Here is a 19,635-nt window from a genome sequence, read left to right on the forward strand (position 1 = left end):
AAGGGAGTTCCGTATGGCCGAACTTACTGACCGCTTCGGGACCATGGTGTTCTCTGAGGAAGTCATGAAGGATTACCTCCCCAAGGACATTTGGAAGCGCCTTGCTGCAACCCTCGAGGGCGGTGAGCCGCTCGACCTGGATGTGGCCAACGCCGTTGCCCACGCCATGAAGGTCTGGGCCATCTCCAAGGGCGCGACGCACTATGCGCACTGGTTCCAGCCGCTTTCGGGTATTACTTCCGAGAAGCACGACAGCTTCCTGGAGCCCAACCACGACGGCACCGCCATTACCAAGTTTACGGGCAAGAACCTCATCCAGGGCGAGCCCGATGCCTCGAGCTTCCCCAACGGCGGCCTGCGCGCTACCTTCGAGGCCCGTGGCTACACCGCTTGGGATCCCACTAGCCCCGCCTTTATCAAGGACGATGTCCTGTGCATCCCCACGGCTTTCTGCTCCTACACGGGCGAGGCCCTGGACAAGAAGACCCCGCTGCTGCGTTCCATGACCGCGCTCTCGCGTGAGTCTAAGCGCGTCTTGGCGCTGTTTGGCAAGACCCCCAAGAAGGTCGTTCCTTCCGTGGGCGACGAGCAGGAGTACTTCCTGATCAAGAAGGACGCCTATCGCAAGCGCAAGGACCTGGTCATCACCGGCCGCACCCTCTTTGGTGCCGCTCCCTGCAAGGGCCAGGAGCTCGAGGAGCACTACTTTGGCGCTATCCGCCCCACCGTCTCGGCCTATATGAAGGACCTGGACGATGAACTGTGGGCGCTTGGCATTCCCGCCAAGACCAAGCACAACGAGGTTGCTCCCTGCCAGCATGAGCTCGCACCGGTCTATGGCGAGGTCAACGAGGCCATCGACCAGAATCTGGTCATGATGGAGAAGATGAAGCTCATCGCCTCCCGCCACGACTTGGTCTGCCTGCTGCACGAGAAGCCCTTTGAGGGCATCAACGGTTCGGGCAAGCACAACAACTGGTCGCTTGGCACCGAGTCCGAGAATCTGCTCGATCCGGGCGACACCCCGCTCGACAACCTGCAGTTCATCGTCTTCCTCACCGCGGTGATCGAGGCCGTCGATAACTATCAGGAGCTCCTGCGTGCCTCCGTTGCCTCGGCCGGCAACGACCATCGTCTGGGCGCCAACGAGGCTCCTCCGGCGATTATGTCCATCTTCCTGGGCGACCAGCTTACCGAGGTCGTCGAGAAGATCATCGATGGCAAGGCTTCCGTCCATGCCACGCGCGGCGTGCTCGACCTGGGCGCCGATACCCTGCCCAAGCTGATGCAGGACAACACCGACCGCAACCGCACCTCCCCGTTTGCCTTTACCGGCAATAAGTTTGAGTTCCGTGCCTGCGGCTCCGAGCAGAACGTCTCCGACTCCAACCTGGTGCTCGATGCCGCCGTGGCCAAGTCGCTCAAGTCCTTCGCCGACGCGCTTGAGGGTACGCCCGAGGATGAGTTCCAGGACGCCGCGCTCGAGTACTGCAAGAAGGTCCTGACCGACCACCAGCGCATCCTCTTTTCCGGCGATGGCTACTCCGACGAGTGGCCCGTTGAGGCCGAGAAGCGCGGCCTTGCCAACAACAAGACCACGGCCGACGCCCTGCCCGCCTTTGTTTCCGATAAGGCCATTGCGCTCTTTGAGGAGACGGGTGTCCTGACCAAGGCCGAGGCCCAGTGCCGCTACGACTGCAAGCTCGAGAAGTACAACAAGCTCATGAACATCGAGGCCACCACGATGGTTCGCGAGGCGCGTCGTACCTATCGCCCGGTCATTACTGCCTATGCCACCAAGGTCGCTAAGGGCCTTGAGACTATTCGTGCCGCTGGTGCGGAGGCCGCCATGCAGTGCGAGCAGAACACGCTCAACAAGCTCTGCAACGGTATCACCGCCATCAACGACTCCATCAAGGCGCTCGATGCCGTGCATCAGAAGGCCGAAGCCCTCGATGGTCAGGAGCAGGCCAACGTGTACGCGCACGAGGTCGTTCCCGCTATGGATACGCTGCGCGCCGCCGTGGATGCCATGGAGGAGATCGTGGCCGCCGACTACTGGCCGGTCCCGACCTACGACGACATTCTGTTCTATGTGTAACAGACACGTTTGATTTTGCGTGTGAAGGGGTCTCGCCTGTGTGAGGCCCCTTCTTTTTTGCCGCTTTGACCTGCTTTGAACTTGCAGCCGAGCGGGCGTTTCACGCGGGGCATCTTAAAAGTTGTAACCTGTTTTGGCACGCGGACGTTTCGGCCGTTTGTTCATAAAGGGGAGGATTATCCGATGAAGGTATTCGATATCGTGTTTAGCCCGACCGGCGGAACGGAAAAGGCGTCTGGCTACATTGCCAATGCGTTGGAAGGGGAAACCGTTGCTGTAGATCTGACCGATAGCGGGCTTGGTTTTCGCACGGTTGCGATGACAAAAGAGGATGTAGCCGTGATCACGGTACCCTCGTATGGCGGGCGAGTCCCGGCTGTGGCTGCGGAGCGCTTGGGTATGATGCGGGGAAACGGTGCGCAGGCGGTTCTGGTTTGTGTTTACGGAAACCGCGCGTATGAGGACACGCTGGTCGAGCTTGAGGATGCGGCAAAGGGCGCGGGCTTTCGGGTGATCGCGGCGGTTTCTGCCATCGCCGAGCATTCTATTGTTCGCCAGTTTGCAGCCGGTCGGCCAGACCCACAGGACGCGGCGCAGCTCGCTGGGTTTGCGAATCAGATTCAGCAAAAGATATCTGCGGGAGATGCTTCTGAGCCGGCTATTCCGGGCAATCGTCCCTATAAGAAGGCCGGGGGCACCGGTATGGTGCCTAAGGCCACAAAGGAGTGCACCGCCTGCGGGGCTTGCGCCGCAGTGTGTCCCGTTGGCGCTATCGATAAAGACGATCCCAAGCGGGTGGACAAAAAGGCCTGCATTTCCTGCATGCGCTGCATTGCCGTATGTCCGTGGGGCGCTCGCGCGGTAAATCCCGTCATGCTCTCTGCGACTACCAAGATGTTGAGCAAAGTTTGTGCCGAGCGGAAGGAGTGCGAGCTGTTTATCTAGCGCAAGGGCGTTGAGTACTTTTCGTCTTATAACGGCAAAAAGAACGAACCCGTCGGACCTTACATCCGGCGGGTTCGAACATTTTAAAGTTGGTGCCCCCAGTGGGATGTCCGCGTGCGGCTGGCGCCGCCCGCTTCCGCTGTGTCGCTCCGCTCCTTGCGTGCTGCGCTGGAAAACGCTCCGCGTTTCCTCAGCTCCGCACCCTGCCGGGTTCGAATCCCGGCACATGAATAGCAAAAAGCCCGTTACCGCAAGGGCAACGGGCTTCTCAGTTTAAATGGTGCCCCCAGCGGGATTCGAACCCGCGATATCCACCTTGAAAGGGTGGCGTCCTTGGCCGCTAGACGATGGGGACAGCGGGAAAGAGTATAGCAGACTTTTTTGCCGGCGCGTATATCGTTGGCAAACTGGAAAACCACCACACAGGAGCTGGCTCCCTATCCTGATTTTCAAATATCTCAATCTGTAACATCTGGGCAGGCAAATCGGCTCTATCTGTTACAGATCGAGACAGACGGCGGGCGTCGGGACGAATATCTCAATCTGTAACAGTAAGACGACTTTCAACGGCCTAGATGTTACAGATCGAGACAAACAAACGTGGCAGATCAAAACCACCACAAAGGTGCCTGTCCCCTTTGTGGTGGCGGGGCGTTAGGGGAGGAGCTTCATCGCGGCGTCGTGGGCGGCGTGCTCGTAAGCGTCGTCGAGGGGCTTGAGCGGCAGCAGAGCGGTGGCCTGTGCATCGCCACGGCGCTCGAGAGCGTGGGTGATGAGCCAGTCGGCGAGTTCGGGGTTCTTGGGCAGTGCCGGTCCGTGTAGGTACGTGCCGATGACGCCCTTGTAGATGAGACCCTCAAAGCCATCGTCGCCGTTGTTACCGGTGCCCGTGACGACAGACGTTCCGAGCGGCGTGGCATCGGCGTCCAAAAGCGTGCGGCCACCGTGGTTCTCGAATCCCACAAAGGGCTCGGGTGCCAGGTCGGTCTTGACGGCGACGTTGCCGATCAGGCGGTCGGAGCCGCGCACGGTTTCGGCGGCAATGACGCCCAGGCCCTCGAGGCGATTCTCACCCATATAGTACGAACGGCCGAGCAGCTGATAGCTGCCGCAGATAGCGAGCAGCGAGCCGCCATCCTCAACATAGGACGCGACCTTGTCTTTTTGAGCGAGCAGCTCGTGTGCCACGGCAAGCTGGTCGCGGTCGGAGCCACCGCCCATCATAACGATGTCGGCGTCGGTGAGATCGAGCGACTCGCCCATGCGGACCTCGTCCACACGCACGGGAATGCCGCGCCAGGCGCAGCGGCGCTCGAGGGCAATGACGTTGCCGCCGTCGCCATAGAGGTTGAGGGCATCGGGATACAGGTAGACGATGCGCAGGGGGCGCGAGAGCTCGACCGGCGCAATATCGGTGGGGACAGCGCTGCCATCGGCGCGCGTTGCGGCGTGGGAGGCAACCGAGCTCGCATCGGTGCCCTTAAGCTCGTCGAGCTCCTTGACCAGCGGCGGGAAGGCCGTGTAATTGGCGACGGCGTAGAAAGTGTCGCCAGCCTCCTCGTCTGCCACGGCGCCGATTGCCTGCTCGATATTCGAGATGATGGCGGAGTCGATGCCGGCGTACTTCAGGCGTACCTGCATATCGTGTGCACGCGTGCCGCCGGCAAAGGCGACAAGCCCTGGGGTATCGGCGATGCGCTCGAAGTCGACGTCGTAGATCCACGAGACATCGTGGCCGTCGGCGTCGTTGTCGTTCAGAAAGAAGGCGCAGAGTCTGCCGCCCGCCGTCTTAATGGACTGGATCTGGCGATCGAAGCCCACGGGATTCTTGGCCAGGTTTGCCTCGACGGTACGGCCGGCGATCTCCCAGCGGCCCATGCGTCCGCCGGCGGGGACGTAGGCATCGAGCGTGGACTGTAGATGTGCCGCGCCCACGCCCAGCTCGCGCGCCGCAAAGAAGGCGGCGGCAACGTTATAGACCATGTATAGGCCGTTGTAGCGCGTGGCGATGTGCGTTGCGGGTGCGTCGGTATTGGGTCCAAAGTTCAGGTCAAAGCCGTAGCCGTTGCAGGTGAGCTCAACGTCCGTTACGCGACGGACCAGCGCGGGACGACCCCAGCCGCACGAGGGGCAATGGTATGCTCCAAGCTGTCCGTACTGCACATAGTCGTACTCCAGCGGCGCGTTGCACTGCGAGCAAAAACGCGAGTCACTAATGCGATCGGACTCGGTGCCCGTGGCGCCGTCGATGCCAAAGGCGATGCTCATGTTGGGGACGCGCGCGGCGATCGAGGCGCACAGCGGATCGTCGGCGTTATAGATGAGCGTCGTTGCCGGCGAAAGCTCCAGTGCGTGGGCGATGACGTCCTGGGTGTGGTCGATCTCGCCGTAGCGGTCCAGCTGGTCGCGGAACAGGTTGAGCAGCACAAAGTAGGTCGGCTTGAGCTTGGGCAGGACGCGCACCGTGTAGAGCTCGTCGCACTCAAAGACGCCTACGCGCTTGCTGCTGGCGGTTCGCTTAAGGTTGCCGCGCGCCTCGAGCAACGCGCCCACCACGCCTGGCTCCATGTTGTTGCCGGCGCGGTTGCATACCACGGTGGCGCCGCTGGCGGCAACGGCATCGGCGATGAGGTTGGAGGTGGTGGTCTTGCCGTTGGTGCCGGTGATCACCACGCTGCGGTCGACAAGGCCCGCGAGGTCGCTTAGCAGCTCGGGGTCAATCTTCATGGCGATGCGGCCGGGGAGTACGCCGCCCTGGCGCTTAAGGACGGAGCGCAGTCCCCAGCGGGCGATATCGCTCGAGGTGCAGGCGAGAGATGAGCGGAAGTTCATGAAGCCGTTCCTAACGTGAATGACATGGTCGTGACGTTTGTGCCGTTAAAAGCCGTAACGGCGCGCAAATTCCTGGGCAAGCTGCGATACGTCTTCGCAAGCGTTGGCCCAGGGGGCAAAGTCGGGAGTATCCGAGATGATGCCGTCGGCCTCCCAAACTGCCTGATGCGAAAGGTCCCAGGGGTCGTGCGGTTCGGGCCGGCAGGGAAGGTACGGTGTCTGATACATGGGGTTCAGCAAAAAGAACGCGCCGCCCTCGCAGCGGTTGGCAAACTCGCGCAGCGCGCGTGTCGCCGGGCGCATCTTGTTCGTTTTGAACAACAGGATCGTGCGGGCGAGTAGGTACCAGGGGGAGCTCTCGAGGGCATCGGCCCCCATCTGCTCCTCGAGCTGGTGGGCCAGGGCAAAAAAGCCGTCCTCGTCTTCCAGGCGAGCGAGGGCGAGTAGCACGGTGCCTGCAGCTCGGGTGGGATAGCCTTCCGCCTTAAGAACGCGGCGAGAATAGTTGGCGGCAGCACGGTAGCGAGCGCTCGCCATGCACAGCTGCGAGATGGCCTCGAGCGTGTGGAGCCACCCGATAAGCGCCGGCTCGCTTGCGGTGAGATAGGCCGCCGTCACGCCGTCCGTCAAAACCTTGTTGGCCCAGTAGTGCGGGGCCTCCATATCAAACCCGGGCACGCTCTGTTGCAGGTAGTCGGCCGTGCTCGCCTCGAGCTTCATCAGATCGCCCAGGCAGGCATCGACGGGCGTGTCCGCCAGGATGATGGCGAGCAACTGGGCATCGACGGCCAGCGCATCGACACGAACAATCTTGAGCAGCTCGTCGCGCATGTCGTCGAACAGGCGGTTGCGCGTCTGCTCAAACTCCTCGTCGCTGCCCATGTCCTCGATGCGATGGAGTTCGTCGAGCAAGTGGCGGTGGACGCCGGCATAGGACAGCAGCGCTTGGGTATGCTCGGTCTGCGCATACTTATGAGGGTTGACGCTCACGTTGTTATGGACAAGCTCGCGTGCTGCATCGGTGAGTTCGGGGTGCGACGCAACGTAGGCGCGCTCCAGGTAGGCGGGGATGTAGACGCTCGGATCCATTAGAGGTCTCCTCCCTTAAACGGCAAGCCCTGCTCGGCCGCCCGCAGGATGCGCTCGTCGATCTGGGAACGCACGATATCGTTGGTGGCGACCCAGGCGGCAAAGCTGGCATTGTCGGGGGCGCCCAGGCCCTCCTGCAGTACCGGCGTCGCCTCGGACAGCGCAAGGACAAGCTCGTCGGTGGAGCCCACGCCCACGTTGACGCGGGCATAGACGCCATCGGGAAACTCGGTTTGGAAGTAGAGTGCTTCGGCCGCGTGCGGGCATGAGCGCACCAGGATGCGCAAGTAGCGCTCGGCACCCTCGTAGTCCAGCTCGCGCCAGGCAGCGCTCATCAGCGCGATGAGCGTCCATGGGTCCAAGTCGCGCTCCGCGTCCTTGGGACGACGGCGTAGCGGCGTGTTGGTGAGATAGGGGACGGAGTGGGCAGAGCGAAAGCGCTTGAGCTCCTCGGCGGGGTATTCGAGCTTCGCCATGGCGAGCATCGCGGTGTGACGGACGCCGGCCGGATCGTTGGGGGCAAAGTCGAGGCTGCGGTTTGCGGCTTCGAGCGACATGCGATAGCGGCCGCTAATGAGGGCGCGCGACGCAAGGGCGGCAAGCCAGCGCAGGTAGGGGCGGCGCATAAGGTCGCCTGCGGCCTCGCGCTCGTAGGGGTCCTGCGCCGAGGCGATCTTGAGTGCCAGGTCGTGCTCGACTTCATCGCGCTTGGATACCAAGTACTGTACGTACTCCTCGTTGGAGTTGGCGGTGAGGGCGATCAGCATGCGCTGGGCATCCCAGTTGGTGGGGTCGAGCGCGGCTGCCTCGCGAAGCATGTTCTCGGCAGCGGCCTCTTCTTGCTCTGCCTGGGTATCGTCAGGGATAAAGGGAATGCGGTAGTCGACAGCCTCGACCACCTTGGCAATGAGGTGCCCGGCGCGGTCGCGGTCGTGCACGATGAGCGGCGCGGGGTTGCGGGTGAATTGTTCCATCAGACGCTCTACGGCGGCACCGTCGGTGAGCGGGATATTGTCGCGGCGCAAGGCCTCAAGAACGAGGCGATGGCAATCCTCTTGAATGGGATCGAATGCCATGGGGCCTCCTTTGCTGCGGTTAGGGTTCAAATGTCTCTATATAAGGTTCTAGTTTACCCGCATGTGGCACACCGGGGGTGCCGCACTTGGACATGCACCTTTGCACCACGAAGACGGATGTCGCACAAATGTCGGCACCTTGGACGACTGAGTGGTATCACGGTGCCGCAAACGGTCGATTTTTGGCGGCGAACGGGGCGCATTTTGGAGGGCCACAGTCCTGCCCGGGATATGTGGTCAACCTTGATAAAACGTTTGCCCAGCTTGGGAGTATGAATGCCCCACAAGGGTCTTCAGGGATAGAAAAAACGTTTCATCATTGTCGGCTTTAGGTGAATAACTGACCAACCAGAACGGTAGAATAGTGTTTGTCTGAGCGTTGAGACGTTTAGACATCGCGCATTGTCATCGCCGGCAACGCGCAAAACGGTCCTAACGGAGCCAATTGGGTGCTCCGTTATATACGCAAGTCTAAGAGGGGCTTGTTTAGGAGGCACAGTATGGGACGTTTTACCAATCCTCGCGATCTGTACTTTGGTGAGGGTGCTCGCCACGAGGTGAAGAACCTCAAGGGCAAGAAGGCCATCATCGTTTCTGGCGGCAGCTCTATGCGCCGCGGCGGGTTCCTGCAGGACGTTGAGGCCGACCTCAAAGAGGCCGGCATGGAGGTCAAGCTGTTCGAGGGCGTCGAGTCCGATCCGTCCATCGAGACGGTCATGAAGGGCGCCGAGGCCATGCGCGAGTTCGAGCCCGACTGGATTATCGCCATCGGCGGCGGCTCGCCCATCGATGCCGCTAAGGCCATGTGGGTCTTCTACGAGTATCCCGAGGAGTCCTTCGATAACATCATCCAGCCGTTCAGCTTCCCCGAGCTGCGTCAGAAGGCTCACTTCTGCGCCATCTCCTCTACCTCCGGTACCGCTACCGAGGTCACTGCCTTCTCCGTCATTACCGACTATGCCAAGGGCATCAAGTACCCGCTGGCCGACTTCAACATCACCCCTGATGTCGCCATCGTCGACCCCGAGCTCACCTACACCATGCCCGCCAAGCTGTGCGCTCACACCGGCATGGACGCTCTGACCCACTGCATGGAGGCCTACGTTTCCACCTGCGCTTCCATGTTCACCGACGCCAACGCTCTGCACGGCATCCGCGAGATCGTCGAGTGGCTGCCCAAGTCCTATGCTGGCGACCATGAGGCCCGTCAGCACATGCACGAGGCTCAGTGCATCGCCGGTATCGCCTTCTCCTCGGGCCTGCTCGGCATCGTTCACTCCATGGCTCACAAGACCGGTGCTGCCTTCGAGAACGGCCACATCATCCACGGTGCTGCTAACGCCATGTACCTGGGCAAGGTCATCCAGTGGAACTCCAAGGATCCCCGTGCTGCCGAGCGTTATGCTTACGTGGCCAAGGAGATCCTGCACCTTCCCGGCGAGACCAACGAGGAGCTCATCGCTGCGCTCGTCCAGAAGATTCGCGACCTCAACGACCAGCTCAACATTCCGCAGTCCATCAAGGATTACGCGAATGGTGGCGTGAAGGTCGACGCCGAGAACCCGCAGATGGTCTCCGAGGAGGAGTTCCTCGCCAAGCTTCCCGAGATCGCCGCGAACGCCGAGACCGACGCCTGCACGCCCGAGAACCCGCGTGAGACCAAGGCTGCCGACTTCGAGAAGATCCTCAAGGCCTGCTACTACGACACCGACATCGATTTCTAATCGACTCTTGTTATCGTAACGAGGGGCTCCGCACGTATCTGTACGGAGCCCCTTTCTTTTTTCTTTTAGAGAATGGGATAGTTATGGCTGCAATTTTCAATAGCCCCAGCAAGTACATCCAGGGTCCGGACGAGCTGGCCAAGCTCGGCTCCTATGTCGAGCCGCTCGGCGCTAAGGCCCTCGTCATCGTGACGCCTTCGGGCAAGAAGCGCGTCGGTGCCAAGATCGAGGGCGGCTTTGCCGAGGCTAAGGCCGAGCTGCTGTTTGAGGATTTTAACGGCGAGTGCTCCAAGGGCGAGGTCGATCGCCTGGTTGCGCTCGCTCGCGACAACGGTTGCGATATCGTCGTCGGCGTCGGTGGCGGCAAGATCCTCGACACCGCGAAGGCCGTCGCCTACTACCTGGAGTCCCCGGTTATCATTTGCCCCACCATTGCTTCGACCGATGCCCCGTGTTCGGCGCTTTCGGTGCTTTATACCGATGACGGCCAGTTCGACAAGTACCTCTTCCTTAAGGCAAACCCCAATATTGTCCTTATGGATACGACGGTTATCGCGGCGAGCCCGGTGCGCCTGACGGTTTCCGGCATGGGCGATGCGCTCGCAACCTATTTCGAGGCCCAGGCAACGCACGATGCCGACGGCGGCACCTGCGCTGGCGGCAAGGGCGGCATGGCCGGTCTGGCGCTTGCCAAGCTCTGCTACGAGACGCTTATGGCCGATGGCGTTAAGGCCAAGGTCGCGCTGGAGAAGGGTGCGCTCACGCCTGCCGTCGAGCATATCATCGAGGCAAACACGCTGCTCTCCGGCATCGGCTTTGAGAGCTCGGGCCTTGCTGCTGCTCATGCCATCCACAATGGCCTGACGATGCTGCCCGAGTGCCACGGCATGTATCACGGCGAGAAGGTCGCCTTTGGCACTATCGTCCAGCTGGTACTCGAGGATGCTCCGACTGAGAAACTCGAGGAAGTCTTGGGCTTCTGCATTGAGCTGGGCCTGCCGGTCACGATGAAGGAACTTGGCGTTGCCGAGCTTACGCGCGAGCAGGCCATGATTGTTGCCGAGGCCGCCTGCGCACCCGATGACACCATGTGCAACATGCCGTTTGAGGTGACGCCCGAGATGGTTGCAAACGCCATTCTGGGTGCCGACGCACTGGGTCACTACTATCTCATGGATGAGTAAATCAAGCTAAGGAAGGGGCAAAGCCAACAGATGGCTTTGCCCCTTTTTGCTATGGTGCAAAGGGGTCAGGTTACTTTGCACCAATCGTTGTTTGATGAAGGGCGGATTCTCGTATGGCGCTTCCTGTGGTTTACGGCGGTCCCGGCCGGTATGTTCAGGGGCCGGGCGAACTGTCGCGTCAAGGCAAGTATTTGTCATGGTTGGGCTGCGCTGCCTATGTCTTGTTTGACCAGGGCACCGAGGATCGGCTGTGCAGACAGATCGTCGATGGATTTCTGGACGACGATCTAAGCGAGCCGTTCTTTAAGATTTATGACGGTCCGTGTACGGAAGAGGCCGTTTTCGAAATGGCTAAGGAAGCCCAGGCCGAGTATTGCGACATGGTAGTGGGTATTGGCGGCGGCAAGATGCTCGATATCGCCAAGGCCGTTGCGTTTTATGCCGAGTTGCCGTTGTGCGTATGCCCCACGGCGGCGTCGATGGACGGTCCGTGCAGCGTGATTTCCGATGGCGATCTGCAGGGTGTTGCAAATGCGGTCTTTAGAAACGAGCGCAATATGGCTAACGAACAGGCCAAGGTGACCAAACAAAAACTCGTGCAGCTCATGTGCGAGGCATAGTTTGGCGCTTGATTGACCTTGTGCAATCGAGACGGCGATAGGCCATGGGCTATTTGCTGCAAAGATGCTCCGCGTGTAATTTGCCCGAGGCGTGGGCCGATAGCGTATCATTATCTCTTGCTTGTTTGCACTGCTCAGGGAGGGGCCGCGCATGGCGCAGGAACACGATCTGTTTGATGACATTATCGAGATCAGCAAGGGTTTCGACTTTCTTAAAAACCCGCTTGGCGGTGTGACCGATGCACTCGATCCGTCGGCGCCGCAGTGGAATCCTGCCGACTACAAGGAGCGTCCGCGCGGTAACACCATTCCGTGCCTGACCTGCAAAAACGAAAAGAGCGGCTGCACCGCGTGCATGGACGTGTGCCCGGTCAACGCTATCGAGGTCGAGGAAGACGCCATCGAGATCCTCGACTCCTGTCGCAAGTGCGGCCTGTGCGCCGCTGCCTGTCCGACCGAGGCAATCATCTCGCCGCGCTTGGCGCCCAAAAACCTGTATGACGATATCGTCTCTGCTGCTACGAGCCACGAGACCGCCTACGTCACCTGCACACGCGCCCTTAAGCGCATGCCGCGCGAAAACGAGGTCGTCGTTGCCTGCGTGGGCGATATTACGGCCGAGACCTGGTTCTCGGTACTGGCCGATTATCCCAACGTGAGCGTCTACCTGCCGTTGGGCGTGTGCGATAAGTGCCGCAACACCGGTGGCGAGGATATTCTGGGCGAGGCCATTGCCACTGCCGAGGAGTGGGCTGGTACGGGCATGGGCCTGGAGGTCGACCCCAAGAGCCTCAAGTGCCATAAGCGCCGCGAGTACGAGCGCAAGGAGTACATGGAAAAGATCGCCCGCACCACGGGCCTGACGGTGACCAAGCTCAATCCGGCGACGGCGGCGCTGGCCTCGGTGACGCAAAAGCTCAAGGCCCATCGCCATCAGATTACCCAGCTGGAGCGCACGCTCAACACCATGTGCGGCACCACGACGACCAAGCGTCGCCGTTCGCTCACGCACGGGCGGCAGCTGGTGCTCTCGACGCTGCAAAACCACCCCGAGCTTGCCCAGAACATGCAGGTGAGCACGCCGGAGTGCGATTTTGACAAGTGCACGTCGTGCGGCGAGTGCGTCAATGTATGCCCCACGTTCGCCTGCGATTTGGTGGGAAGCGGTCGCTTTGCACTGGAGTCCACGTATTGCCTAGGTTGCGGAGCTTGCGTCAAGGTGTGTCCCGAGCATGCGCTTAAGTTGGTTGAGCATGATGCATCCAACCTGGTGGTCGTCGATCCCGAGGCCGAGGAAAAGGCCGCCCAGAAGGCGAAGGCTCATGAAGAAGCTGAGAAGGTCAAGGCCGAAGCAAAGGCCAAGCTCGACAAGATGCTCGATCAGGTGGAGAAGCTCGCAGACTAGCTAAAAGAACGTAAATGATGGCCGGTGGGACAGGTACTGCCCCACCGGCCAAAAAAGTTGCGGTGGAATAGTTCCTGTTTTGCCCTTAAGCTGGCCATTCTAGGAACTATTCCACCGCAACTAATAAATGGTTAGTTCATGCTGCTTTGGTGGCCGGTTCGACCGGTACCGTTGCGCGTCACGGTTTCATGGAGCAAAAAGAACCCGGGGACCTGTTTTGTCTCGGTGTATTCCATAAGGATGCCGTCGGCGTTGTAGGTCTGCCCGCGTATAACGGCGAGTGCGTTAAAGTCGTCGAGATCGAGCACGCGCGCATCTTCGGGCGTGGGGTGCTCAATCGTTACATCGCGTTTGCCCGTGGCAATCTTAATGCCAAGGTCTTCTTCGAGGTAACGATAAATCGAATCGTTGACAATCTCGGGTGTCAGTCCCGGTACCTGTGAGCTTAGGTAATAGGAATCGTCGGAGCACACGGCATGTCCGTCTGCATAACGAATGCGTTTGGCGCGTGTGAGCTCACAGCCTTCGGGAAACCCGGTAATCCCGGAGAGTGCCTTGCTACAGACGAGGAGCTCAAAGACGGTGGTGACAGTCTTGAGCTCAAAGCCTCGGCTGGTCGCGATTTCCTTAAAGGTCTCGAGTCCGCCGCCACCACGACTCTTCTCGTCACTGATGTTGCGAATGACGCGCATGCCTTTGCCTTGCTGGGGGAGCACGTAACCATCTGCCGCAAGCATCGAGATGGCGCGACGGACCGTCATGCGCGAACAGTCAAACAGCTGCGTGAGCTCAGTCTCCGAAGGCAGATAACTCTGATAGGCGTATGTGCCGTCGTCAATCGACTGCTTCACGTTGTCATAAATAGTTTGGAAGATGGCTCGCGCCATGACGGTCTCCTAGAGCTGGGCGCGTGAACGACGGATGAGGGCCGCCCGCGCAGGTGTCAATCGATTTACTTGCTGGGGTCGATTATATATTTGCCCATGGCACGCAGGGCCGGGTCTGACAGGATGGCGCCGAGTTCATCGAGGGAAGCCACCTTGGCGACCATCGAGGATACGTCGAGCCTGCCAGAGTCGATGAGCTCGAGCGCACGACGCTGCGTATAAGGGTTAATGTAGGACGAGGTAAGCACAAGCTCCTTCTGGAAGACCTCGAAGGGCTTGACGGTGATTGTCTCATCGGGCTTGGTGAGGCCGAACATCATGACCGTAGCCTTGTGGCCGGCGATCTGGATGGCCTGCTCGATGGTGACGGGCTTGCCAACACACTCGATAACGACATCGACGTTGCCGACGCCCTCCTGCTTCAGGCGGGCCGGGACGTCCTCGTGGATGGAATCAATTGCCAGGTCGGCGCCGAGTTTGAGCGCAACCTCGCGCTTGCCTTCGACGGGCTCGAGCAAGACAACCTTGGTGGCGCCGGCGTTTTTAGCAAGCTGCATCATGAGCAGACCGATCATGCCACCGCCGATAACGACAACTGTGCTGCCGGGCTTGATGTTGCACATATCGATGCCGTGCAGGCAGCAGGCGACGGGCTCGGTCATAGCGCCCTGCTCGAAGCTGGTGTGATCGCCCAACTTGTAGACTTGCTGCATATCGACGGAGCAGTACTCGGCAAAGCCGCCGTTAACGGTGGTGCCGTAACCGGTCATATGCTCGCAGTAGTGGTTGATTCCGTCGCGGCAGGGTTCGCAGCAGCCGCAGGGATGGTTTGGGTCGATGCACACGCGATCGCCCGGTTTAAAGCCAGCGACGTCGCTGCCCACGGCCTTGACAACGCCCGCAAACTCATGACCAAGGATCGTGGGCGGGGTAACGTCGGCTGCACCCTTGTCGCCTTCATAGATATGAACGTCGGTACCGCAGACGCCGCAAGCTTTGACGTTGATCAGAACGTCGCGCCTGCCCACGGCCGGCTTTGCCGATTCCTCGACTCTGAGGTCGTGCTTTCCATAGAAGACCGCGCTTTTCATGGTGACTCCTTAACGTGGCGGTGAATGTTGTAATGAAGTATAGGTATGTCTATAGATATAGACAAGCACATCTAGACAAGTAGAAAAGAAATTTATAATGCAGTCATCAGCTATGTCAGATTTAACAGGCGAAATACTGGACATATACCGTTTACGGCCAATAATTAACCGTTTACCGACCGTAGTATTTATGCTAACTTGTCTAGATAAGTGATATGATAAAAATGGAAGCGCAAGAAGTCAGGGAAGCGGGCCCACCCGTCCTATTGCACGAGGTACACGCAAACGGCGCGTCTGCGGTCTCGAGTGAAGCCAAAACCGCAGCGCTCCGAATGAAGAGAGGGGGATTCCCCGTCATGATGCAAAAGATACAACGTTTCGGCGGTGCAATGTACACGCCTGCAATTCTTTTCGCATTTTCCGGAATCGTCGTCGGCCTGGGTACGTTGTTTACCACCGAGGCGATCTTTGGCGAGATGGCCACTGCGGGCCATCTTTGGTTTGATTGCTGGAATGTGCTGCTCCAGGGTGGTTGGACGCTCTTTAACCAGATGCCGTTGCTGTTTTGCGTAGCGTTGCCAATCTCGCTCGCGAACAAGCAGAACGCTCGCTGCTGCATGGAGGCTTTGGCCATCTACCTTACCTTCAACTACTTTGTAAGCACAATCTTGGGGCAGTGGGGCCCTGTCTTTGGGGTCGACTACTCTGTCGAGGCGGGCAGCGGTACTGGTCTTGCCACTATCGCGAGCATCAAAACGCTTGATATGGGCATCATGGGCGCGCTTATCATTTCAGGTATCGCCACGATGCTTCACAACAAGTACTTCGACACCGAACTTCCTGAGTGGCTGGGCGTGTTCTCGGGCTCCGTGTTCATCTATATGATCGGTTTCTTCGTTATGGTTCCGGTCGCTCTTATCGCCTGCCTGGTGTGGCCGCATGTTCAGGCTGCTATCTCCGCCTTCCAGGGATTCATCCTTTCCGCCGGTACGTTTGGCGTGGGCGTCTTTGCTTTCTTCGAGCGCGTGCTGATTCCTACAGGCCTGCACCACTTTATCTATACGCCGTTCTATTACGACAACGCGGCGGTCAACGGCGGCATCTTTGCTGCTTGGGCCAACATCCTGCCCCAACTGGCTGCCGATCCGAGCATTGCTCTTAAGGATGCTGCACCCTGGGCTGCCTATACCTGCCCTGGTTGGACTAAAGTCTTCGGCTCGCTTGGCGTCGCCATTGCGTTTTACATGACCGCCAAACCCGAGCGCAAGCAGCGCGTCAAGGCTCTGCTCATTCCCGTCACCCTTACCGCTATGCTTTGCGGTATTACCGAGCCGCTTGACTTCACCTTCCTGTTCATCGCGCCCGGCCTGTTCGTCGTCCACTGCGTGCTCGGAGCGCTTGGCTGCATGGCTCAAAACCTCCTTGGCGTCGTGGGCATCTTCGACGGCGGCATCATCTCGATGCTCTCGTGGGACTGGCTGCCCCTTTGGGCCGCACACGGTCTGCGGTACGCCATCTCCATCCTTGTCGGTCTGTGCTTTACCGCCCTTTGGGTCGTGGTCTTCCGTTTCCTGATCGTCAAGTTCGACTTTAAGACCCCCGGTCGCGAGGATGACGATGTTGAGGTCGAGCTCAAGTCCAAGGCCGACTACAAGCAAAAGCAGGGCGGTGCTGCTGCTGGCAAATCGGTCGCCCAGAGTAAAGATGATGAGCGCTTGGTGCTTGCCGAAAACATCCTCGATCTGCTCGGTGGCACGGATAACATCATCGATGTAACTAACTGCGCTACCCGTCTGCGCGTTAACGTCAAGGACAAGAGCGTCGTTGCACCCGAGGCTTCCTTCAAGGCGATCGGTACGCATGGCTTGGTGGTTCAAGGTCAGTCAATCCAGGTCATCATCGGCCTTACCGTCCCGCAGGTTCGCGAGAAGTTCGAGAGTCTTCTGAAGTTCGAGAGTCTTCTGTAAACCATCGTCCATCGAAAAAATCGGCCTTGCAGAGCCGGTATGCACCGCAAGGCCGATTCTAGAGATAAAAAACTCCACTTCTAGGTAACAATTCCAAACCGTACAGGCCGCGTGCGGGGATGGATTGAGCAAGCGGCCAGAATGAGGAGGACATCATGTCCAAGAAAAACTATGCCGTGACCATTGCCGGCGGTGGCTCTACCTTCACTCCGGGCATTGCCCTGATGCTGCTTGAGGAGCGCGACCGCTTCCCGGTCAACAAGGTGACCTTCTACGACAACAACGCCGAGCGCCAGGAGATCGTGGCAAAGGCCTGCGAGATCTACTTCCACGAGAACGCTCCCGAGGTTGAGTTTAGCTACACCACCGATCCCGAGACCGCATTCACCGGGACCGACTTCGTACTTGCTCACATCCGCGTCGGCCTGTACGCCATGCGTGAGCTCGACGAGAAGATTCCTCTCAAGTACGGCTGCGTTGGCCAAGAGACCTGCGGTGCCGGCGGTATCGCCTACGGCATGCGCTCCATCGGCGGCGTCATCGAGATCCTCGACTACATGGAGAAGTACAGCCCCAACGCCTGGATGCTCAACTACTCCAACCCCGCGGCCATCGTCGCCGAGGCCTGCCGCGTGCTGCGCCCCAACAGCCGCATCATCAACATCTGCGACATGCCGATCGACCTTATGGATAAGATGAGCCGTATGTGCGGCATCAAGGATCGTCGCGAGCTGCAGTATAGCTACTACGGCCTCAACCACTTTGGTTGGTGGAGCAAAATCTACGACAAGGAGGGCAACGACCTCATGCCGCAGATTAAGGAGCACATGGCTAAGAACGGCTACCTGGACGGCATCGAGCACGAGGCCGGTAAGGAGCAGCATGTCGAGGAGAGCTGGATTCACACCTTCGGCAAGGCCAAGGATGTCTATGCTGTCGATCCCGAGACGATTCCCAACACCTACCTCAAGTACTACCTGTACCCGGACTATGTCGTCGAGACGTCTGACCCCAACTACACTCGCGCCAATGAGGTTATGGACGGCCGCGAGAAGAAGGTCTTTGGCGCTTGCCGCGACATCATCGCCAAGGGTACTGCCAAGGACGGCGGCTTTGAGCCGGATGTACATGCCAACTACATCGTCGACCTTGCCTGCGCGCTGGCCGAGAACACGCTCGAGCGCTTCCTGCTGATTGTCCCCAACGATGGCGCTGTGCCCAACTTCGACCCGACGGCCATGGTCGAGGTGCCTTGCATCGTTGGCTCCAACGGCTTTGAGAAGATCTGCCAGGGCCCGATTCCGCAGTTCCAGAAGGGCCTGATGGAGCAGCAGGTTTCCGTTGAGAAGCTCGTTGTCCAGGCTTGGGTCGAGGGCAGCTACCAGAAGCTCTGGCAGGCGCTCACGCTCTCCAAGACCATTCCTTCGGCGAGCGTTGCCAAGCAGATCCTGGACGAGCTCATCGAGGCCAACAAGGATTTCTGGCCCGAGCTTAAGTAAGGACTACTGTCTAGAACCCTCACGCATCTCTGCTTCATTTGCGCCGCCGCGGTGTCCGGATTCGCCCGGATGCTGCGGCGGCGCTATACTTATGCAGTTTGAAGTACCTGTACCAAAAGGAGCTGTCGTGTCCCTTTCCATCGGTATCGTGGGCCTGCCCAACGTGGGCAAGTCGACGCTGTTCACCGCGCTTACCAAAAAGACCGGCCTTGCCGCCAACTACCCTTTCGCCACGATCGACCCCAACGTGGGTATCGTCGATGTGCCCGATAGCCGCCTACAAAAGCTTGCCGACATCGTCAACCCAGGCCGCATTGTGCCGGCTACGGTCGAGTTTGTCGACATCGCGGGCCTGGTGAAGGGTGCCAACGAGGGCGAGGGCTTGGGCAACCAGTTTTTGGCAAACATTCGCGAGACCGATGCCATCTGCGAGGTCGTGCGCTACTTTAAGGACCCCAACGTCATGCGTGAGGTGGGCCGCACGGGCGAGTTCGTCGATCCCGCCGGCGATGCCGACACCATCATGACCGAGCTCATCCTGGCCGACATGGGCACGCTCGAGAAGCAGCTGCCCAAGCTCGAGAAGGAGGCCAAGCGCGACAAGGAGCTCATGCCCAAGTTCGAGGTGGCCAAGCGCCTGCTTGCCTGGCTCAACGAGGGCAAGCGCGCCGCATCCATGGAGATGACCGACGAGGAGCGTGCCGCCGCCAAGGGTCTGTTCCTGCTCACCATGAAGCCCATCCTGTATGTGGCCAACGTGGACGAGGATATGCTCAACGACGACCTGGCGCCCATCGACGGTGTCAAGCCGCTGCCTATCTGCGCCAAGATCGAGGCCGAGCTTTCCGAGCTCGATCCCGAGGACGCGGCCGACTACCTGGAGAGCCTGGGCCTGGAGCAGCCCGGCCTGGACGTGCTCGCTCAGGCTGCCTACAAGCTGCTCGGCCTGCAGTCGTTCTTTACGGCCGGCGAGATGGAGGTCAAGGCCTGGACGGTGCGTCAGGGCGCGACCGCCCCGCAGGCCGCCGGCGTCATCCACACCGACTTTGAGCGTGGCTTTATTAAGGCCGAGGTCATTGGCTATGACGACTACATCGAGCTCGGTGGCGAGCAGGGCGCCAAGGCTGCCGGCAAGCTGCGTATTGAGGGCAAGGACTATGTCATGGCCGATGGCGACGTCGTGCACTTCCGCTTTAACGTGTAAGGACGACGCAT

Annotated in this window: 14 protein-coding genes and 1 tRNA gene; 9 read left to right on the top strand and 6 right to left on the bottom strand. The window is 59.7% G+C overall.

Annotated features, from left to right (window positions below; all coding sequences use genetic code 11):
• The first annotated feature begins 13 nt into the window (after positions 1-13).
• Together AAAX35_RS01865 and AAAX35_RS01870 are read left to right on the top strand one after the other, a co-directional pair.
• Positions 14-2,101, top strand: coding sequence for a glutamine synthetase III (locus AAAX35_RS01865; protein ID WP_195919387.1), 2,088 nt, complete (start codon positions 14-16; stop codon positions 2,099-2,101).
• Positions 2,102-2,284: 183 nt separating this feature from the next.
• Entirely contained in the window at positions 2,285-3,046 is a 762-nt protein-coding gene (locus AAAX35_RS01870) for a 4Fe-4S binding protein (protein ID WP_349116556.1), read from the top strand.
• A gap of 278 nt (positions 3,047-3,324) precedes the next feature.
• Here AAAX35_RS01870 and AAAX35_RS01875 read toward each other — a convergent pair.
• From AAAX35_RS01875 to AAAX35_RS01890, 4 genes are all read right to left on the bottom strand, one after another.
• A tRNA-Glu gene (locus AAAX35_RS01875) sits at positions 3,325-3,401 on the bottom strand.
• Positions 3,402-3,700: 299 nt separating this feature from the next.
• Complete coding sequence (locus AAAX35_RS01880) at positions 3,701-5,878, bottom strand: MurT ligase domain-containing protein (RefSeq protein ID WP_349116557.1); 2,178 nt, start codon at positions 5,876-5,878, stop codon at positions 3,701-3,703.
• Between the two features lie 45 nt (positions 5,879-5,923).
• Positions 5,924-6,967 (bottom strand): hypothetical protein, encoded by a 1,044-nt coding sequence (locus AAAX35_RS01885; RefSeq protein ID WP_349116558.1) that lies wholly within the window; start codon positions 6,965-6,967, stop codon positions 5,924-5,926.
• On the bottom strand, positions 6,967-8,043 hold the full coding sequence (locus AAAX35_RS01890; RefSeq protein WP_349116559.1) for a hypothetical protein: 1,077 nt from the start codon (positions 8,041-8,043) through the stop codon (positions 6,967-6,969). The genes AAAX35_RS01885 and AAAX35_RS01890 overlap by 1 nt, the downstream gene beginning before the upstream one ends.
• Positions 8,044-8,543: 500 nt before the next feature.
• Between AAAX35_RS01890 and AAAX35_RS01895 the strand changes: the two genes are divergently transcribed.
• The 4 genes from AAAX35_RS01895 to AAAX35_RS01910 all read left to right on the top strand — a co-directional run bounded on the left by AAAX35_RS01895 (position 8,544) and on the right by AAAX35_RS01910 (position 12,976).
• Positions 8,544-9,767, top strand: a complete 1,224-nt coding sequence (locus AAAX35_RS01895) for an iron-containing alcohol dehydrogenase (protein WP_117655226.1) — start codon at positions 8,544-8,546, stop codon at positions 9,765-9,767.
• 83 nt (positions 9,768-9,850) lie between these two features.
• Positions 9,851-10,951, top strand: coding sequence for a glycerol dehydrogenase (locus tag AAAX35_RS01900; protein ID WP_117848094.1), 1,101 nt, complete (start codon positions 9,851-9,853; stop codon positions 10,949-10,951).
• A 113-nt stretch (positions 10,952-11,064) separates the two neighbouring features.
• Positions 11,065-11,571 (top strand): iron-containing alcohol dehydrogenase, encoded by a 507-nt coding sequence (locus tag AAAX35_RS01905; protein WP_117848093.1) that lies wholly within the window; start codon positions 11,065-11,067, stop codon positions 11,569-11,571.
• A gap of 151 nt (positions 11,572-11,722) precedes the next feature.
• Positions 11,723-12,976 (top strand): 4Fe-4S binding protein, encoded by a 1,254-nt coding sequence (locus tag AAAX35_RS01910; RefSeq protein WP_349116560.1) that lies wholly within the window; start codon positions 11,723-11,725, stop codon positions 12,974-12,976.
• 131 nt (positions 12,977-13,107) lie between these two features.
• On the opposite strand, the gene AAAX35_RS01915 is transcribed toward AAAX35_RS01910, so the two are convergent.
• Both AAAX35_RS01915 and AAAX35_RS01920 read right to left on the bottom strand, forming a co-directional pair.
• Positions 13,108-13,863 (bottom strand): GntR family transcriptional regulator, encoded by a 756-nt coding sequence (locus tag AAAX35_RS01915; protein ID WP_117770020.1) that lies wholly within the window; start codon positions 13,861-13,863, stop codon positions 13,108-13,110.
• Positions 13,864-13,928: 65 nt separating this feature from the next.
• Positions 13,929-14,954, bottom strand: a complete 1,026-nt coding sequence (locus tag AAAX35_RS01920) for a zinc-dependent alcohol dehydrogenase family protein (RefSeq protein ID WP_349116561.1) — start codon at positions 14,952-14,954, stop codon at positions 13,929-13,931.
• 356 nt (positions 14,955-15,310) lie between these two features.
• Here AAAX35_RS01920 and AAAX35_RS01925 point away from each other — a divergent pair, with 356 nt between their 5' ends.
• From AAAX35_RS01925 to ychF, 3 genes are all read left to right on the top strand, one after another.
• Positions 15,311-16,921 carry an alpha-glucoside-specific PTS transporter subunit IIBC gene (locus AAAX35_RS01925; protein ID WP_349116562.1) on the top strand — a complete coding sequence of 537 codons (1,611 nt, stop codon included), beginning with the start codon at positions 15,311-15,313 and terminating at the stop codon, positions 16,919-16,921.
• Between the two features lie 155 nt (positions 16,922-17,076).
• The gene (locus tag AAAX35_RS01930) at positions 17,077-18,420 is read left to right on the top strand and encodes a 6-phospho-alpha-glucosidase (RefSeq protein WP_117716789.1); all 1,344 of its coding nucleotides are present in this window, start codon (positions 17,077-17,079) and stop codon (positions 18,418-18,420) included.
• Positions 18,421-18,547: 127 nt separating this feature from the next.
• The gene (gene ychF, locus AAAX35_RS01935) at positions 18,548-19,624 is read left to right on the top strand and encodes a redox-regulated ATPase YchF (RefSeq protein WP_035136922.1); all 1,077 of its coding nucleotides are present in this window, start codon (positions 18,548-18,550) and stop codon (positions 19,622-19,624) included.
• The last annotated feature ends 11 nt before the right edge of the window (positions 19,625-19,635 follow it).

This window comes from Collinsella sp. CLA-ER-H11 (genome assembly GCF_040092445.1).
Taxonomy (GTDB): domain Bacteria; phylum Actinomycetota; class Coriobacteriia; order Coriobacteriales; family Coriobacteriaceae; genus Collinsella.

Bases quoted from the DNA above. Each gene is read 5' to 3' on its own strand.
- AAAX35_RS01865 (WP_195919387.1), top strand. From the start codon at position 14: ATGGCCGAACTTACTGACCGCTTCGGGACCATGGTGTTCTCTGAGGAA.
- AAAX35_RS01870 (WP_349116556.1), top strand. From the start codon at position 2,285: ATGAAGGTATTCGATATCGTGTTTAGCCCGACCGGCGGAACGGAAAAG.
- AAAX35_RS01880 (WP_349116557.1), bottom strand. From the start codon at position 5,878: ATGAACTTCCGCTCATCTCTCGCCTGCACCTCGAGCGATATCGCCCGC.
- AAAX35_RS01885 (WP_349116558.1), bottom strand. From the start codon at position 6,967: ATGGATCCGAGCGTCTACATCCCCGCCTACCTGGAGCGCGCCTACGTT.
- AAAX35_RS01890 (WP_349116559.1), bottom strand. From the start codon at position 8,043: ATGGCATTCGATCCCATTCAAGAGGATTGCCATCGCCTCGTTCTTGAG.
- AAAX35_RS01895 (WP_117655226.1), top strand. From the start codon at position 8,544: ATGGGACGTTTTACCAATCCTCGCGATCTGTACTTTGGTGAGGGTGCT.
- AAAX35_RS01900 (WP_117848094.1), top strand. From the start codon at position 9,851: ATGGCTGCAATTTTCAATAGCCCCAGCAAGTACATCCAGGGTCCGGAC.
- AAAX35_RS01905 (WP_117848093.1), top strand. From the start codon at position 11,065: ATGGCGCTTCCTGTGGTTTACGGCGGTCCCGGCCGGTATGTTCAGGGG.
- AAAX35_RS01910 (WP_349116560.1), top strand. From the start codon at position 11,723: ATGGCGCAGGAACACGATCTGTTTGATGACATTATCGAGATCAGCAAG.
- AAAX35_RS01915 (WP_117770020.1), bottom strand. From the start codon at position 13,863: ATGGCGCGAGCCATCTTCCAAACTATTTATGACAACGTGAAGCAGTCG.
- AAAX35_RS01920 (WP_349116561.1), bottom strand. From the start codon at position 14,954: ATGAAAAGCGCGGTCTTCTATGGAAAGCACGACCTCAGAGTCGAGGAA.
- AAAX35_RS01925 (WP_349116562.1), top strand. From the start codon at position 15,311: ATGATGCAAAAGATACAACGTTTCGGCGGTGCAATGTACACGCCTGCA.
- AAAX35_RS01930 (WP_117716789.1), top strand. From the start codon at position 17,077: ATGTCCAAGAAAAACTATGCCGTGACCATTGCCGGCGGTGGCTCTACC.